This window comes from Rhizobium sp. CSW-27, from assembly GCF_018760785.1.
GTDB lineage: Bacteria > Pseudomonadota > Alphaproteobacteria > Rhizobiales > Rhizobiaceae > Neorhizobium.
Genome location: NZ_JAHHZO010000003.1, coordinates 146,772 through 164,569 on the forward strand (window position 1 = coordinate 146,772; position 17,798 = coordinate 164,569).

Annotated in this window: 12 protein-coding genes and 1 riboswitch; of the genes, 9 read left to right on the forward strand and 3 right to left on the reverse strand. The window is 64.7% G+C overall.

Annotated elements, in window-relative coordinates; genetic code table 11:
• Positions 1–6: 6 nt before the first annotated feature.
• A riboswitch (guanidine-I (ykkC/yxkD leader) is annotated at positions 7–113 on the reverse strand.
• A 165-nt stretch (positions 114–278) separates the two neighbouring features.
• A complete protein-coding gene (locus KLP42_RS07410; RefSeq protein WP_215565578.1) occupies positions 279–875 on the reverse strand; it encodes a TetR/AcrR family transcriptional regulator in 597 nt (198 codons plus the stop codon).
• A gap of 230 nt (positions 876–1,105) precedes the next feature.
• Here KLP42_RS07410 and KLP42_RS07415 point away from each other — a divergent pair, with 230 nt between their 5' ends.
• From KLP42_RS07415 to KLP42_RS07425, 3 genes are read left to right on the forward strand one after another with little or no spacing between them, the layout of a single operon-like run.
• Positions 1,106–1,585 carry a (2Fe-2S)-binding protein gene (locus tag KLP42_RS07415; protein WP_215565579.1) on the forward strand — a complete coding sequence of 160 codons (480 nt, stop codon included), beginning with the start codon at positions 1,106–1,108 and terminating at the stop codon, positions 1,583–1,585.
• Positions 1,578–2,600: an FAD binding domain-containing protein gene (locus tag KLP42_RS07420; protein WP_215565580.1), complete on the forward strand. Its 1,023-nt coding sequence runs from the start codon at positions 1,578–1,580 to the stop codon at positions 2,598–2,600. Before KLP42_RS07415 ends, KLP42_RS07420 begins: the two co-directional genes overlap by 8 nt.
• Positions 2,597–4,885 (forward strand): xanthine dehydrogenase family protein molybdopterin-binding subunit, encoded by a 2,289-nt coding sequence (locus tag KLP42_RS07425; protein ID WP_215565581.1) that lies wholly within the window; start codon positions 2,597–2,599, stop codon positions 4,883–4,885. Before KLP42_RS07420 ends, KLP42_RS07425 begins: the two co-directional genes overlap by 4 nt.
• Positions 4,886–4,964: 79 nt before the next feature.
• On the opposite strand, the gene KLP42_RS07430 is transcribed toward KLP42_RS07425, so the two are convergent.
• Positions 4,965–5,858, reverse strand: a complete 894-nt coding sequence (locus tag KLP42_RS07430; RefSeq protein WP_215565582.1) for a LysR family transcriptional regulator — start codon at positions 5,856–5,858, stop codon at positions 4,965–4,967.
• Between the two features lie 99 nt (positions 5,859–5,957).
• Here KLP42_RS07430 and KLP42_RS07435 point away from each other — a divergent pair, with 99 nt between their 5' ends.
• From KLP42_RS07435 to KLP42_RS07455, 5 genes are all read left to right on the forward strand, one after another.
• The gene (locus KLP42_RS07435) at positions 5,958–7,526 is read left to right on the forward strand and encodes a proton-conducting transporter transmembrane domain-containing protein (protein ID WP_215565583.1); all 1,569 of its coding nucleotides are present in this window, start codon (positions 5,958–5,960) and stop codon (positions 7,524–7,526) included.
• Between the two features lie 4 nt (positions 7,527–7,530).
• Positions 7,531–9,945 (forward strand): YbcC family protein, encoded by a 2,415-nt coding sequence (locus KLP42_RS07440; protein WP_215565584.1) that lies wholly within the window; start codon positions 7,531–7,533, stop codon positions 9,943–9,945.
• A gap of 130 nt (positions 9,946–10,075) precedes the next feature.
• The gene (locus KLP42_RS07445) at positions 10,076–11,032 is read left to right on the forward strand and encodes a helix-turn-helix domain-containing protein (RefSeq protein WP_215565585.1); all 957 of its coding nucleotides are present in this window, start codon (positions 10,076–10,078) and stop codon (positions 11,030–11,032) included.
• A 134-nt stretch (positions 11,033–11,166) separates the two neighbouring features.
• Positions 11,167–12,681, forward strand: a complete 1,515-nt coding sequence (adh, locus tag KLP42_RS07450; protein ID WP_215565586.1) for an aldehyde dehydrogenase — start codon at positions 11,167–11,169, stop codon at positions 12,679–12,681.
• Between the two features lie 69 nt (positions 12,682–12,750).
• Positions 12,751–13,098 (forward strand): DUF779 domain-containing protein, encoded by a 348-nt coding sequence (locus KLP42_RS07455; protein ID WP_215565587.1) that lies wholly within the window; start codon positions 12,751–12,753, stop codon positions 13,096–13,098.
• Positions 13,099–13,469: 371 nt separating this feature from the next.
• Here the strand turns inward: KLP42_RS07455 and KLP42_RS07460 are convergent, their stop codons facing one another.
• Entirely contained in the window at positions 13,470–13,778 is a 309-nt protein-coding gene (locus tag KLP42_RS07460; RefSeq protein WP_215565588.1) for a hypothetical protein, read from the reverse strand.
• 36 nt (positions 13,779–13,814) lie between these two features.
• Here KLP42_RS07460 and KLP42_RS07465 point away from each other — a divergent pair, with 36 nt between their 5' ends.
• On the forward strand, positions 13,815–17,147 hold the full coding sequence (locus KLP42_RS07465) for an autotransporter domain-containing protein (RefSeq protein ID WP_215565589.1): 3,333 nt from the start codon (positions 13,815–13,817) through the stop codon (positions 17,145–17,147).
• Positions 17,148–17,798: the final 651 nt, after the last annotated feature.

The window sequence follows — 17,798 nt, forward strand, 5'->3', positions numbered from 1 at the left end:
TACGAGGTCTCCCGGGCTTTTGTCCCGCCGTGCACCCGGCAGGATGTCTCCCCGCCGGTAGCCGCTCTCGGACCAGTCACGCGTGGTGCGCCGGAACCCTAGCTGCTAACTCTGCCGATAACGATGCAAGGCGCGTGCCAGTCGCTCATTCTCAGGTTTTCAGGCCTAAGTCTTCGGCACACGCGCTTCATTGCACACAATGGCAGTCAAATTGACTAGATTTTAATCAAAGAAATCCAGACAGGCAGTGTTGCGCGCCCGGGTGATGCCTGGCCGCCTCATGCGCCATCGCCTGCCGGCCGGCACCGCAATCCGTCCATCAGCAGGCCGATCAGCCGGTGCGCCCGCTCGCGCCAGTCCGGCAGGTCGGGAATGGAATAGATGCTGGAAAGCGCGGTCAGCACATCGACGGTTTCGATGTCGCCGCGAATGCTGCCGGCATCGATGGCCTTGGCGAGCAGGTCGCCGAAGGCGGCGCGCAGCAGCGCCGAGCCCTCGGTGAAGAGGCAGGCATTCGATGTCATCAGCAGCTTCAGGCTGCCGGCCATGCCCCGCTTGGTCGCCATATAGCTGACGAAACGGTGCATCCATTCCTCCAGCGCCAGATCCGGGGCGCGTTCCGCCGCAAGCTCGGCGGCGGCCTCCGCCAGACGTTCCAGTTCGCGGCGATAGACAACCTCGACCAGATGTTCGCGCGTCGGGAAATGCCGGTAGAGCGTGCCGATTCCGACACCTGCGCGACGGGCGATGTCTTCGAGAGAGGCTTGCGCCCCGCGTTCGGAAAATGCCTCGGCAGCAACTTCGACCAGCTTGTCGCGATTGCGTCGCGCATCGGCGCGCTGCCGCGGCTTTTTCCCAGGCTCGGATGAGGCCAATCTTTCGCTCCAGACCGAAGGGGCTTGACGTGCGTGCCTCAGCCCCTAGATTAAACGGAGGCGCCTCCGCTTATCTGGAGTGCCTTTCACTCCTTAATTCACAGCAGGGCCGCATGTCATGTCAAATGGGAGGACAGGCCGTGTGTGATGATGATCTAGGCGCTGGGCGCAGACCGACCAGCCCGCCATTCCGAAAATTCAGCATTCGTGACGAGAAGCAGGAGCTTATCATGACACGGACCATCAGGCTTTCTCTCGACATCAACGAGCGACGATACGAGCTAGACGTAGAGCCGCGGGTGACGCTGCTCGATGCACTGCGCGACCATGCCGGACTGACCGGCACCAAGAAGGGGTGCGACCAGGGCCAGTGTGGGGCCTGCACCTGCCACATCGACGGTCAGCGGGTTTTGTCCTGCCTGACGCTGGCCGCCCAGGCGGAAGGCCGCAGGATCACCACGATCGAGGGGATAGCCACCGCAAACGGCGATCTGCATCCGGTCCAGCTTGCCTTCATGGAGCATGACGCCTTCCAGTGCGGCTATTGCACGCCGGGCCAGATCATGTCGGCCGTCGCCTGCATCCGTGAGGGACGCACCGGCTCCGACGACGAGATCCGCGAATACATGTCCGGCAATCTCTGTCGCTGCGGCGCCTATAACAGCATCGTCGCCGCCGTGCGCGAAGCCGCGGAGATGGCCGATGCTTGATTTTTCCTACACCCGCGCACGCTCGGCCGATGAGGCCCGTGCCTCCGTCGCAGCACAGCAGGGCACGGCACTGCTGGCCGGCGGCACCACCTTGCTCGACCTCGCCAAATGCGGGGTCGAACGACCGGACAGCGTCATCGACATCAGCCATCTGGACGGGCTGTCCGGCATTGCGGTGGATGGCAGCGGCGCCAGCATCGGTGCGCTTGCGAAAATGAGCGCCGTCGCCGATCACGCGGACATCCGCGACGCCTTCCCGGCGATCGCGCTATCGCTGTCGCTCGCCGCTTCCCAGCAGTTGCGCAACATGGCCACCATCGGCGGCAATCTTCTGCAGAGGACCCGCTGTCCCTATTTCCGCGATCCCGCCACCTTTCCGGATTGCAACAAGCGTAATCCCGGCTCCGGCTGTGCGGCCATCGGCGGCGTGACCCGCAACCACGCCGTTCTCGGCACCAGCAGCCATTGCATCGCCACCTATCACGGCGATCTTGCCGTGGCGCTCGCGGCCTTCGATGCGGTGGTGCAGACCGACCGGCGGGACATAGCCATCGACGCCTTCTTCCTGACGCCGGACGACAGACCGGACCGGGAAACGGTGCTGGAGAAGGCCGAGATGATCACCGGCATCACCATTCCAGCATCCATCGCCGCACGCCAGTCCACCTATCTGAAGGTCCGCGACCGGCAGTCCTACGAATTCGCCGCCGCGAGCGCCGCGATCGGTCTTGATCTGGAGGATGACGGCGTCACCATCCGCGATCTGCGCGTGGCGCTCGGCGGTATCGCAACGAAGCCCTGGCGGGCCCGCAGCATCGAGGCCGGGCTCATCGGACGGGCGATCACCCCGGAGATCGTCACCAGCGCCAGCCGCCTTGCCGTCGAAGGTGCCGTCTCGCAGGGCGGCAACCACTACAAGATCGAGCTTGCCCCGCGTGTCGTGGCCCGCGCCATTCTCACCGTTGCCGCGAGCCTCAATCCCGACCTGAACCCCGCTTTGGGAGAAACCGCATGACGATCATGGAACCCCGCAAACATGGCAGTTCCGCCGATGGGGCGGTGGGCGGGCGCCTGTCGCGTTTCGAAGGCCGCCTGAAGATAACAGGCGAGGCCGTCTATGCGCTGGAATATCCTGCAGAAAACCTCGCCCATGCCGTTCTGATCCAGAGCACGATTGCCGCCGGCCGCGTCACCGCCGTGGCGGTTGACGAGGCGCTCGCCGCACCGGGCGTGCTGATGGTACTGACACCGGACGAGGATCTCGGCCTCATGGTGTCCGCCGACTGGCAGGGCAACCGGCCGGAGGAGAAGCCCTACCATCCTTTGCCGCGCGAGGTGCAATTCAACGGCCAATCCATCGTGGCCGTGATTGCCGAAAGCCGCGAGCAGGCAGAGGAAGCCGCCCGCCTGGTGCGCATCACCTATGAGGAGCAGCAGGGCGTGGCGAGCCTCGACGACCCGAAGGCGGGCGAGGGCAAGCTGCTGGAACAGTTGAGCGTTGCCTGGGGTGATGCGCAGGCGGCACTCGCCCGCTCTCCGGTGCGGATCGAAGGAACCTATCGCACGCCGCGCGAATACCACTGCGCCATGGAACCGCACGGCCTCACCGCCGCCTGGCAGGGCGATCAGCTGACCATCTGGGAACCCAGCCAGTGGTCGCATGGCATGGCCCGCATGTATGCCGAATGGTTTTCGCTGCCGGTCGAGAATGTGCGCATCATTTCGCCCTTCATCGGTGGCGGCTTCGGCTCCAAGGGCCAGCCGCTCGCCTTTGGGGCGGTGGCCGTCGCGGCTGCCTGCAGGCTCGGGCGGCCGGTGCGTCTGGCAGTGACACGGCCACAGAACTTCACCAGCTATGGCGGACGTGCCGCGACACGCCAGACGATCGCGCTTGGAGCAACCGAGGATGGCATCCTGCAGGCCATCGTCCATCGGGGCGCCAGCGAAACCTCGGTCTATGCCGATGTGCCGGAACAGACCGGCGCCGCCACGCCGATCCTCTACAAGGTGGAGAACTTCTCCTCCGAATCCCGGGTGGTGCCGGTCAACACCGTCAGCCCCGGCGCGCTGCGCGGTCCTGGCAAGAACCCGAGCGCTTTTGGCATCGAATGCGCGATGGAGGAACTTGCCTACGCGCTTGGCATGGATCCGCTTGAGCTGCGGCTGAAGAATTACGCCGACCGCGACTACCAGTCCGGCAAGCCCTGGTCGACGCGCATGCTGCGCGAGGCGCTGACGCAGGGCGCCGAAGCCTTCGGCTGGGCAAGGCGCAGCGCCGCACCGCGCTCGATGCGCCGGGGCGGGAAACTCATCGGCTGGGGCATCGGCTGCGGCACATTCCCGGTGATCCGGGCGCCGAGCGAGGCGATGATCCGCATTCTCGCCAATGGCCGCGTGCAGGTGGTGAGCGGCTCGATCGACATGGGGCAGGGGACCTATACCATCCTCGCCCAGACGGCGTCGGAAGCGCTCGGCGTCCCGGTGGAGCAGGTGGATGTGGTGCTCGGTGATTCCAGACTGCCGGGAGCCGCGATTGCCGGCGGCTCCATGCTGGCAGGGTCCATCACGGGGGCCGTGCACAAGGCAGCGCTTGCCGCACGCGACGAGCTGATCGGTCTTGCGCTCGGCGAAGCGGGCTCCCCCTTCCGCAATACCGGTGCCAACACGCTCGCGATCAGCGAGGGCAGGATTTCGGCGCGCGAAGACGGTCCGTCTCTCCCCCTGTCGCAGTTGATGGCAGCCATTGGTCGCGAGGAGATCGAGGTCCGGCGCAACACGCTGTCCGACGACGCGCAAAGCGTCGAGGACCAGAACAAGGCCTGGACAACCATGTCGCGCGTGCAGGGGCCGACGATGGGCGATTATTCCATGCACAGCTGGTGCGCCCATTTTGCCGAGGTGGAGGTGGACGAGGATTTCGGCACCGTGCGCGTATCCCGCATGGTCTCCGCCTTCGATTGCGGCCGCCTCTACAATCCGAAGCTGGTGGAAAGCCAGTGGCGCGGCGGCATCATCATGGGCATCGGTCAGGCACTGCTGGAGGAAGGGGTGGTCGATCCGCGCAATGGCCGTACGATGAACGCCAATCTCGGCGACTACCTCGTGCCGACCAATGCCGACATTCCGGATCTTCAGGTCATTTCCGTCGGCGTGCCGGACCTGAATGCATCCGCGCTCGGCGGCAAGGGCGTTGGCGAAGTCGGCATCGTCGGCGTGGCGCCTGCCATTGCCAACGCGGTGTTCCACGCCACCGGAAAGCGCGTCCGCGACCTGCCGATCACGCTCGAAAAGCTGATCTGACGCCTTTTGCGACGCGCGCCGGCGGGCAGGTTCCGCCGGCGCCTTCGCAAAACGGCGTTCACATGACGAGTGAAAGCTCTCAGCCCGGCGCGTCCCGCCATTGCGCGGCGTCCAGCAGCGTGCGGATCAGCGGGTTGGGAAAGCGCCGCTTCACCTGCACCGCATAGAAGTTCTCCACCATGCCCGGCAGCGTATCGAGTTCGGCCAGCATGCCGTTCTGCAGTTCCTGCTGCACGACAATCGGCGGCATCACCGCAAGACCGAGTCCGGAGCGGGCGAGCAGACGCATCATCGCCATGTCCTCCACCTCCGCCGCCACCTGCGGGGTGACGCCAAGGCGGGCCGCCAGCGCCTCGAACTGCAGGCGCACGCCGCTTTCCATCGTCGGCAGGATCATCGGATGCGTGGCCAGCATGGTCGCAAGATCCTGCTTTTCCACCGCCAGATCCGGCGCACCGATCAGGGCAACGCGCTGCTGCGACAGGTGATCCGAGACGAAGGGCGTCACGGCATCGGCCGCCGGCGGCTGCGTCAGGAGAACGATATCGAGATTGAGTGTCTCCAGCGCCCCGAGAAGCTCCGCCGTGCTGCCGGAGCGCAGAATCAGTTCCACATCGGGCCGGCCGATCAGGGGACGCACGAACTCCATCTGGAAATTGCGCGACAGCGTGGCGAGCGCGCCGATGCGGATCGCGCGTCGTGCCGACCCCGTCTGGCGCAGCGTTTCCAGCAGTTCCTCGCCGGTCGAGAAGATCGTATCGGCGTGGTCGAGTGCGATCCGCCCGGCCTCGGTCAGGTAGAGCTGGCGCCCGCGGCGTTCGAACAGCTGATGCCCGAGACGCTCCTCCAGCTGCTTGATCTGGATGGACAGAGCCGATTGCGACAGGTTCAGCCGCTCGGCCGCACGGGTCAGGTTTCCGTCATGCGCAACGGCCCGGAAGTAACGCAGGTGATGATAGTTCAGCTCGCTCATCGTTCTATTTTATAGAACGAAAATGCAAGAACAATGAATTTTTATCCGGTTTTTGCAGGTGCTAACTCCTGCGGCACCGAACGAACGGCTGGAGTTCCCATGATCTACGCCCTTGCACTGTTACCCTCCGCGCTCTTTCTGCTGGCGGCCGGCACTGCTTTCGCAAGCCGCCCGATGCGCCCGCGCGGCGCGCTGCTGATCGTCAATCTGCTGGCACTTTCCGCCCTTTGTGCGGCGCTCGCCACCACAGTTGCGCTTGCTCTCTACGGGCCCGGCACCAGCCCGCACCTCGGCACGGAGCTTGTTGGCTTCGCGGGGCGACTCGACCTCGTCAGCGCCGTCATGCTGCTGCTCGTCAGCTTCATCGGCTGGGTGGTGCTGCGCTACAGCGCGACCTATCTGGATGGCGAGGCGCGGCAGGGACCGTTCACCGGCTGGATGAGCGCAACACTCGCCGCCGTCTCGCTGCTGGTCGTTTCGGCCACGCTTCTCCAGTTCGCGCTGGCCTGGATCGCCTCCAGCCTCTTCCTGCATCGGCTTCTGGTCTTTTATCCCGAACGGGCTGCCGCCCGGCGCGCCGCACACAAGAAGTTCCTCATCTCCCGGCTGGGGGATGCAGCCCTTGTCTCCGCCGCCCTGCTGCTCGCATTGGCCTATGGTACGGGCGATATCCAGACGATCCTCAGCGAAGCGCGAGACGGGGTTGCCCCGGTGACGGCGCTCGTCGCCGCCGGCCTTCTGGCGCTCGCCGCCGTGCTGAAGTCCGCGCAGTTTCCGATGCATGGCTGGCTGACGGAAGTGATGGAAGCGCCGACGCCAGTCTCCGCGCTGCTGCATGCCGGCGTCGTCAATGCCGGCGGCTTCCTGCTGATCCGCTTCGCCGATGTGATGCTGAACGCACCGATCGTGCTTGCGGTGCTGGTGATGATCGGCGGCTTCACGGCCATGTTCGGTGGCCTGGTGATGCTGACGCAGAGCGCGGTGAAGACCTCGCTCGGCTGGTCCACCATCGCCCAGATGGGTTTCATGATCCTGCAATGCGGGCTGGCGCTCTTCCCGATCGCGCTGCTGCACATCGTGGCGCATTCGCTCTACAAGGCACATGCCTTCCTCTCCTCCGGCAGTGCCGTCGAGGCGGTGATGGCAACCCGGCGGCCGGGTCCGGTCGCCATTCCCGATGGCTGGGCGGTCGCCCGCGCCTTCCTGCTGGCACTCGTGATCTATGGCGTCATCGGCTTCCTGTTCGGCTTCTGGCACAAGCCGCCGCAGGCGCTCGCGCTCGGCGCCATCCTCATATTCGGCGTTGCCTATCTGGTGGCCCAGGGCTTTGCCGATGCGGCTCCATGGGCGCTCACCTGGCGCACCTCGCTCTATGCGGTGGCAACGGCAACCGGCTATTTCGGCCTGCAATGGGCCGCCTATCGCGTGATGGCCGGCACTCTGCCCGTCACCCCATCCCCCGGACATCTCGAATGGAGCCTGATGATCCTCTGCGTCACCTCTTTCGGCGTGGTGGCCGTCACCCAGTCGCTCTTCCCGCTCTGGGCCCATCATCCGGCAACGGCAGGCCTGCGCGTCCACCTCGCCAACGGCCTTTATATCAACGCCCTCCTCGATCGCCTGCTCGGAAACTTCCGGGTGCAGGCTCCGACCCTTGCCAAGGAATAAAGCCATGGATCACATCTCCGCTCCGGTCCCCCTGCAGGCAGCCGATCTCGCGCCCGCGATCCGCGCCGCGATTGATGCCATCCCGCCGGCATGGCCACTGGCGGCAACCGTCGCCGTCAACCCCTTCCTCGGCCAGACCGATCATCGCCTCACCGCCACCGCCGAACAGATCGGCAGGCTGACCGGCGCCAGCATCGCCATGCCGCGCCGCTGGTATGGCGCAAAGCTTGCCGATGGCACCATCACGGAGGCTGATCTTGCCGATGCGCTGTCAGAAAGCGCGCTTGCCATCCCCGTGCAGGCGCTGAAGCAGGCCGTGCTGGAAGATGTCGCCGCGCCTGCCGCCATCCCGACCGTTGCCGATCTTGCCCGGGATATCTCGGGGCTCGATTGGCCGCGGCTGGTCGAGGACAGGATCGGCGCCTTCGCCGCCGGCCATTTCGACGAGGGGCAGGCGCTGTGGACCGCACCGCGTGGCCAGAGCCTCTATGCCGCCTGGCGCATCTATGCCCGGCATGACCTGACACCCGAAATTGCCGGGCTGCAGGGCTTTGCGCAGACGGTCGCCGATCTGCCCCGCACGTCCATCCGCGCGATTGCCGTCGCGGCCGAAACCCTCGGCTTCGGCCGGAAGCCGGGCTCCTACTTCCACCAGTTGCTGCTCGGCCTTGGCGGCTGGGCGCAATATGCGCGGCATCGCCTGTGGACGGCCGAACTGGCCGGTGAGACCGACGAGAGCCTCGGCGATCTCCTCGCCATCCGGCTGGCCTTCGAGGAGGCGCTGTTCCGCCAGTACGCACCGGCGATTGCACCTGCATGGCAGGCGGCGCTTGCCGCGCATCGCGCGCCGGTCGTGGCCGGCCTCGACAGGCAGATCGACGCGGTGCTGCAGGTCGCGGCGGAACGGTCCGAACAGCGGCGGTTGGCAAAGCTGTTGGCGCAGACCCGGCTGCCGGCTCGGACGCCTGATGGCGAGAGCGCACGTCCCGCCGTACAGGCTGCCTTCTGCATCGACGTGCGGTCGGAAGTGTTTCGCCGCGCGCTGGAAAGCGCCGATCCGGGCATCCGCACCCTCGGCTTCGCCGGCTTCTTCGGCCTTGGTGCCTCCCATCGCGACCAGGCGTCCGATCTCGCGGAACATCGGCTGCCGGTACTGCTGAAGCCCGGCCTGTTCAGTTGCGCGGAAGTCAGCGCGGCGGAGGATCGCGAGGCACGCATCCAGTCCCGCGCCGTGCGTGCCTTCGGGCGGTTCAAGCAGGCGGCCGTCTCCTCCTTCGCCTTCGTGGAAGCGATGGGGCCGGTCTATGGAGCCAAGCTGCTGGCCGGCAGCCTTCGGCTTTCCAGCGCGAAGGCACGCCACGCCGCAAAGCCGCAGCTTGTGGATAAACCTGGACTCCCGCAGAAAATTGCCATGGCATCCACCGTGCTGCGGGCCATGTCGCTGACGCAGAACTTTGCGCGGATCGTCCTTTTGTGCGGCCATGGCGCGTCGGTCACCAACAATCCGCTTGCCAGCGCGCTTCAATGCGGCGCCTGCGGCGGCCATGCCGGCGATGTCAATGCGCGCCTGCTGGCCTCGCTGCTGAACGAGACCGAGGTGCGCGAGGGGCTGGCAGCGCAGGGGATCACGGTGCCTGATGATACCCTTTTCCTTGCCGGCCTGCACGACACCACGACGGATGCAGTGACTGTCTATGAAGGCGACGTGGACACCGCATTCCATGCGGATGACCTGACGCGGCTGACGAACTGGCTCGCCGCAGCCGGCAAACTGGCTCGAGCCGAACGGGCGATACGCCTGCCGAATGCGACGGGGGGCTCGATTGCCGTCCGCAGCCGCGACTGGGCGGAAGTGCGCCCGGAGTGGGGCCTTGCCGGCTGCTCCGCCTTCATCGCCGCGCCACGTGCCAGGACTGCCGGCCTCTCGCTCGACGGTCGTTCCTTCCTGCATGATTACGTCTGGCGGCAGGACGAAGGGTTCCGGGTGCTGGAACTGATCCTGACGGCGCCGGTGGTGGTGGCAAGCTGGATCAGCCTGCAGTATTTCGGCTCGGCCGCCGCGCCGTCGCTGTTCGGATCGGGCAACAAGCTGCTGCACAATGTCGTGGGCGGCATCGGCGTGCTGGAGGGCAATGGCGGTGTGCTGCGGGCAGGTCTTGCCTGGCAGTCCGTGCATGATGGCGAGCGCTTCTCGCATGATCCGCTGCGGCTGTCGGTCATCATCGAGGCGCCGGGGGAAGCGATCAACGCCATCCTCGCGCGCCACCCACAGGTCAAGGCCCTGTTCGACAACGGCTGGCTGTCGCTGTTCATCCTTGATGAGGCGGGCCGGATGACGGAACGTTATGCGGGCGATCTTGCCTGGGTGCCGTTCGCGGCAGAAGGCGCGACACCTTGTCGTCTGAAGGCAGCGGGCTGACGAATGAACCAGCCGAAGTGTCGCAGAAATGCGCCATTTCGGCCGGTCGATCCAACTGATATTTGTCAGGGCATCACCGCTCCTTCTATGCTAGCCTGTCAAAAGGCTGGAGATGCTTTGGGAGGAGCGGATGCGGCGCGAACTCAGTCATTCCGATCTCGTCTACGAAACAGCGGCGCGATCATCAGCGGTGGTCGCTTCGCCGGTTGCCGCCTCGTGGCGGCGCTGCCTTGATGTTTATCGGCTGGCACCGGAAAGGTCCGCCAAGCCGCAGCGGGTCGATGACGCGCTGTTTCGGGAAGCACGGGACCGGATGGAGCGCCTCGTCGGCAGTTCGGCCGAGGAAGTCGACCGGCTCTATCAGACGGTTGGCAAGTCCGGTTGCTGCATCATCCTGTCCGATGCCCAGGGGATCGTGGTGGACAGGCGCGGCGCGCCCGGCGATGACGCGGATTTCCGGGCGCTCGGCCTCTGGCAGCAACATAAGTGGAGCGAGGCCTGTGTCGGCACCAATGGCATCGGCACGGCGCTGGCGGACGAACGGCCCGTCATCATTCACCGCGACCAGCATTTTCTCAGCGCCAATATCGGCCTGTCCTGCGCTACGGCACCGATCCGCGATCATCTGGGCCATGTCACGGCCGCCCTCGACGTTTCCACCTGCCGCAGCGATGTCAGCGAGATGACGCTGTCGATGCTCTCGCAGGCCGTGCGGGAGGCGGCGATGCGCGTCGAGGCCAACCTGTTTCGCCAGGCCTTTTCCGGCGCGCGCATTCTGCTCGTGCCGCAGGCGAACGCGCTGACGGCGCTGCTTGCCGTCGATCAGGATGACCTCGTGATCGGCGCGACGCGGGCGGCGCGGCTGGCGCTGAAGCTGGACGACCAGCGCATTGCCCAGGGTGTGCCCGCCGCAGACGCGCTGCGCGAGGAGCGGGGAGACGGGGCGAGTGACCTGGACGATGCCGAACGGGCAGCGCTCCGCCGGGCCCTGTCCCGCACCAACGGCAATGTCTCCAAGGCTGCCGATGTGCTCGGCCTCAGCCGTGCCACCCTGCACCGCAAGCTGAAGCGCTTCAATCTGCAATAGGCGGGCGGCGCTGTCGCAGGACTGCGACACTGTGCGGCGCAACATCGCCGCAGCAGGCTTCCGCCCGGCGAAGGACGGCGCAATCATCCTCCCATCGGAGCCCGAGGAGGGGCTCCCCAACCGGGAGGAAAACCATGAACGTTCAGGTTCAGACCATTGCCGCTTCGCCCTTCAAGCTGAAATACGGCAACTTCATCAATGGCGAATTCCGTGAGCCGGTGAACGGCCGCTATTTCCAGAACACCACGCCGGTGACCGGCGGCGTGCTGTGCGAGGTCGCCCGTTCCGACGAGCATGACATCAATCTGGCACTCGACGCAGCCCATGCTGCCAAGGATGCCTGGGGCCGCACCTCCGCAACCGAACGGGCCAACATGCTGAACCGGATCGCTGACCGGATGGAAGCCAATCTGGACCTTCTCGCCAAGGCGGAAACCTGGGACAACGGCAAGCCGCTGCGCGAAACCATGGCCGCCGACATCCCGCTCGCCATCGATCACTTCCGCTATTTCTCCGCCTGCGTGCGCTCGCAGGAAGGGTCTATCGGCGAGATCGACAACGACACGGTCGCCTATCATTTCCACGAACCGCTCGGCGTCGTCGGCCAGATCATTCCGTGGAATTTCCCGATCCTGATGGCCGCCTGGAAGGTGTCACCGGCGCTTGCCGCCGGCAATTGCGTGGTGCTGAAGCCTGCCGAACAGACGCCGGCCTCCATCCTAGTTCTCGCCGAACTGATCGCCGACCTGCTTCCGCCCGGCGTGCTCAACATCGTCAACGGCTTCGGCCTTGAAGCCGGCAAGCCGCTCGCCAGCAGCCCGCGCATCGCCAAGATCGCCTTTACCGGCGAAACCTCCACCGGCAGGCTGATCATGCAATATGCCAGCCAGAACCTCATTCCCGTGACGCTGGAGCTTGGCGGCAAGTCTCCCAACATCTTCTTCGCCGATGTGATGAGCGAGGACGACGACTATCTCGACAAGGCGCTCGAAGGCTTTGCGATGTTCGCGCTCAACCAGGGCGAGGTCTGCACGTGCCCGAGCCGTGCGCTGGTGCATGAGAAGATCTATGACCGCTTCATGGAAAAGGCGGTCAAGCGTGTCGAAGCCGTACGCCAGGGCCATCCGCTCGACCTGTCGACCATGATCGGCGCGCAGGCCTCCAGCGAGCAGTTGGAAAAGATCCTCTCCTATATCGACATCGGCAAGCAGGAAGGCGCCGAAGTGCTGACCGGCGGCTATCGCAACGAACTCGGTGGCGAGCTTGCCGGCGGCTATTATGTGAAGCCGACCGTCTTCCGCGGCCATAACAAGATGCGCGTCTTCCAGGAGGAAATCTTCGGGCCAGTCGTATCGGTCACCACCTTCAACGACGAGGATGAGGCACTCGCGCTTGCCAACGATACACTTTACGGCCTCGGCGCCGGTGTCTGGAGCCGCGATGCCAATACCTGCTATCGCTTCGGGCGTCATATCCAGGCCGGCCGCGTCTGGATCAACAACTACCACGCCTATCCGGCACATGCGGCCTTTGGCGGCTACAAGCAGTCCGGCATCGGCCGCGAGACCCACAAGATGATGCTCGACCATTACCAGCAGACCAAGAACATGCTGGTCAGCTATTCTCCCAAGGCGCTCGGCTTCTTCTGATCAAGGCGCCGCGCGAGGAAGGCTCCCGAACCGCCTCGGGAGCCTTTTCCATTCAACCGGGAGATGCTGATGCCCATCATCGCACCGCGCAGCATGGTGTCGGCCACCGAGGCCGCGCTCGAGCTGATCGCCGAGATCCGCCGCGATCATCCCGACATCCTGTTTCACCAGTCCGGAGGCTGTTGCGACGGGTCTTCGCCCATGTGCTATCCGGCCGACGACTTTCTGCTGGCCGATCACGACGTGCTGATCGGCCATATCGGCGGCACCCCGTTCTACATTGGCGGCCAGCAGTACGAGGCCTGGAAACACACGGACCTGCTGATCGACGTGGTTGCGGGGCGGGGCGGAATGTTCTCGCTCGACAATGGTCGCGAACGCCGGTTTCTGGTGCGCTCGATGATCTGCCGGGCCTGAGCTTCCGCACACCACCTGCCCGAACATCCTGGCATTTCACAGCCCGCAAGCCCCGAAACGGTCGGCATTCCGACAACAGCGAATCTCAACTACTGTCTCAGCATCAGCAAAACGCGCGCTCTGCGGCATTTCGTCGACGCAAGCGGTCGCCGCCAGGCCTGCCTATACAGGGATTGCAATACCGCGATTGCAATTAGCCCTTCAGAAAGCCAACAAAATTCAAGTTATTGATAGAACTAAATTTCAATCCGACTTTGAATCAATTTACTTTATTTTTCCCCCGCAATTTTGATAGCATATTTGCGTGGGGCAAATCAGATGTTCATTCGTGGCCATGCGCGGAAGCGCCTCGGCTACGCTATCGAGAAACATCACATCGTCTCACGCATAAAAAAATGGCTGTGCAGCAGGCCGGTTACTCCGGTCTGCATGACGACCGCCGGGCATGGGAGGATAATGCATGTCGTCAGGAATCTGTTGCTGTAGGTATTCCAGCAGCCTCGGTCCACCATAGGTCTCTTCTTTCGCCGGCCGCGCGGCTGGCCACCTTTTTCCTTCCGTTTGACTGATCCGTGATGACCACCACCGTGACAGGCGGCGCCTGCCCGTGCGGTCTGCAGCGGATGCTTGTCCGCGAACGCGGTTTCCAGGATCACATCATGAATTGCAACCTTATGCATCCCCCCCTCAGACGCGCTGCCGTTTCAACAGTTTCCATGGCGGCCTTCGCGACACTTCTTCTTTCCTCGACCAGCGCATTGGCGACGCCGGCGCAGACCTGGACCGGTTCGCAGAGCAGCGACTGGTTCCAAGGCGGCAACTGGACGCAAGGCACGGCACCGTCCACGACAGATACGGCCACCATCAACGTCTCCAATCCGGCCGTCCTGTCGGGGCAGGCGGTCACCATGGATACCCTTCTGATGGGTACGACCGCCACCTCGCCCGAACTGACGATCTCCGACGGCGGCACGCTGACGACAGGCGGCCTTGACGCCGTTGGTAGCGCTACCGGTTCTTTCGCCTCTGTGACGATCACCGGCAGCAACAGCCGCTGGACGAACAGCAGCCTCATCGTGGGCAGCGAGGGCGAAGGCGCCATCAGCATCACGGAAGGAGGCGCACTGGAGGGAAGCTTCATTCACCTCGGGCGCTTGGCCGGTGGTTCCGGCAGCATCACCGTGGACGGCGCCACCTCCTCCTTGACCGCAAGCGGGTCCCTGAATGTCGGCTACACGGACGAGGGTGAGTTGATGCTCACCAATGGCGGGCAGGCCAGCGCCGCATCGCTTCAGGTCGGAATGAGCACGGGCGCCAGAGGCAGAGTCTCCGTCGAGAGCGGCAGTGACTTGACCGTCAGCAGCGGCACGCTTTACATCGGCAATCAGACCGGCACCACCGGCGAAATGGCCGTCACGGGCAGTGGTTCGACGCTGACCAATAGCGGCCAGACCTATCTTGGCCTTTCCGGAAACGGCAGCCTGACGATGTCGGATCAGGCAACGGCGAGCCTCGGATCGCTCGTCATGGCCCAAAACACTGACTCGACGGGAACCTTGCGGGTCGAGGGCGGCAGCGTGATGACCGTCACCGGACAGCTCGTTGCCGCGCAGGGCCAGGACAGCACAGCCAACATCACCGTGTCGGGCACGGGCAGCCGCGTCGTAGCCCAGGACGGCTTGCAGATGGGCTTCGGAACAAATTCCAGCAGCACGATCACTATTGAAAACGGCGGCACGCTGGAGACCGTCGGCAACGGTCTTTACGTGGACGGCGGCAATGTCATCTCCGTGACCGGTCAAGGATCCGGGCTTCTGGTCGGCACAGAGCATTCCGGCGTGCCGACGGCCTGGAACGATGCGGACGGGTGGCTCAGCATCAGCCATGCGACCGTTACCGTGTCGGACGGCGCCCATGTGGAAACGGACGGACTTCATGTGCAGGGCGGTGCGACGGGCGCTGCCGTCATGACGCTCTCCGGTTCCGATACCACGATGAACGCCGGCATGGTCATCTACATCGGCGGCAACGGCAGCGCACCGACAGGTGCGGGGAGTCTGACGATTGAAGATGGCGCGCAGGCATCCGCCGCCCGGATCTTTCTCGGCATTGCCGCCACGGACAGCGGTCGTCTTCTGTTGACGGGTGCGGGCTCAACTCTGATGGCCGTGCCGGACGGACAAAGCGCTCCCGGCAATTTCGGCGTTGGCTTCTACGGAAGCGGCGTGGCGGTTATCCAGAATGGTGCAAGGCTGTCCGTTGCCAATGCCCTGCGCATCGCGGATATGGCCGGCTCAACCGGCACACTCGTCATCGGTGCGGAAGAGGGGCAGGCAGCGGCCGATGTCGGCACAGTCGAGACCGGGGCGGGTATTGTCTTCGGCGCCGGCACTGGCGAACTGGTGTTCAACCACACATCGTCCAACTACGTATTTGATTCCGACATCACCGGTAACGGCACGATCAAGGCGGTGGCGGGCACGACGAACCTGACAGGCGATTCTTCCGGCTTCACCGGCGCAATCAACGTCACGGGCGGCGTGCTGAACGTTGCCGGCGCAATCGGCGCGATTTCGACCGTCGAAAGCGGCGCCAGACTGACCGGTGCCGGCACGGTGGGCGGCGTCGTCGCGCTGTCCGGCTCCACGGTTGCACCGGGCAACAGCCCCGGCACACTGACGGTGACCGGCAATTACAATCAGGCAGCAGGCGCCACCTATGCGGCGGAAATCGTGCCGGGAGGCTCGATCTCCGACCTGATCGACATCTCCGGCACAGCCACGCTCGCCAGCGGCGCGATCCTCGACGTCTCCGTTTACGGCACGGGAAACTACATCCTCGGCACCCGCTATACCGTCCTCTCAGCGACCGGCGGCCTGACCGGCACCTACACGGTGACTGGTAGCACGGATCTTTCCACCTTCTATGGGCTGGATGCCGCTTACGACAGCAACAACGTCTATCTCGATGTCGTCCAGACACGCGCCTTTGCCGAGGCTGCCCTGACGCGCAACCAGCTGGCAACGGCCAACGCACTGCAAACGCTGGCGGCCGCCAGCAACCTGCGCTCGATCGTCGGCAGTTCGGCCACGGACGACATCGCCCGCAGCGCCTTCGATCAGGTTTCCGGTGAAATTCACGCCTCCGCCAAGACGGCTCTTCTGGATGACAGCCGTTTCGTGCGCGACGCAACGGCACGGCAGGTTCGTTCGTCCATCGGCACCGAGGGACCCGGCGTCTGGATGCAGGGCTATGGCACCTGGGGCAGTTTCGACGGCGATGGCAATGCGGCGGGCCTTGACCGCAACGCCGGCGGCCTCTTCGTCGGCGCCGATGGCGAGATCGCCGATGCGCTGCGCCTTGGCATCGTCGCAGGCTATGGCCATTCGTCGCTGAGCGCCGATGGCGGGCGCGGCTTCATGTCGATCGACAGTTACAGCCTCGGCGTCTATGGCGGCGGCCAGTGGGACAGTGTCACGGCAAGCTTTGGACTGACCCAGACCTGGCATCAGCTCTCTTCGAGCCGCCAGGTGGACCTCAGCGGCCTGAACAACGCCCTGTCCTCCGATTACGATGCCCGTTCGACCCAGGTCTACGGCGATGTCGGCTACCGGATCGAGATGGGGTCCGCCTCCATCGAGCCCTTCGCCGGCCTTGCCTATGTCAACCTGCACACCGACAGCTTCACCGAAACGGGTGGAGAGACCGCGCTCAGCGGAAGCGGAGACACGACCGACGCAACATTCACAACGCTGGGCCTGCGTTCCAACGGCAGCTTCGACCTGCAGGGCACGACCATCAGAGCCAACGGCATGATCGGCTGGCGTCACGCGCTGGACGATACGCGGCCCACAACCACCAACAGCCTTGCCGGCAGCAGCGCCTTCACCGTCTCCGGCGTTCCTCTGGCGCGCGATGTGGCGGTGATCGAAGCGGGCGTGGCCGCGCAGATCGCGCCGACCGCCAGCCTGGGCCTGACCTATACGGGACAGTTCGGCTCCGGCGTCTCCGATCACGGCATCAAGGCGAACCTGAACGTGCGGTTCTGAACCCGTCTGTGCCTGTGCATCAACCGGTCCGGGCTGCCGCCATCTTCCGTCGGCCCGGACCTCAACTGGCATCATTGCGGCGCCAAGCCTCTCTTGCGCAGCGGCCCGAAACCTGTCAAAACCAATAGGTAATCACGTTTTGCCTGCCACATTATTCACACCGGAAACCCTGTCGTCGCACCAGCCAAAGATCCGGTGGCCGTCCCCCAAAATCCCGCATATGCCAGTGTTCCGTTCTCGTCCTTCCATTCCCCTGCAGCCAGCATGTCTTCGGCGCAGTCTTGCGCGCGCCTTCAGACGCCACTTCGTCCGGATTATGTGTCGCCCTTTCCTCAGCAGGCAAACGTCCCGACGGCGCAGAGAGTATATTCTCCGCCTTCGACAGGTGACGGAAACCCGCCTGCGGGAAGGCGCAGAAACCGCCGGCGTGGACAGCACAGGCTATGATTTCGGTCGCGCCGCCATCTCAATGGCCCGGCAGCAGCGGCGCTCGGAGCGCACACAAGGACAGCCGCCGCAACGGTCTTAGGCGATCCCGCCCAGGGCTGCAGCGGGCAGCGGAAGGCGATGGAGGGCGCGACGCATTTTGTCGATGTTGATTGCGTCCCAACTCGTCTACTGTGCCCCGACACATCGCACACATGTCGGGCA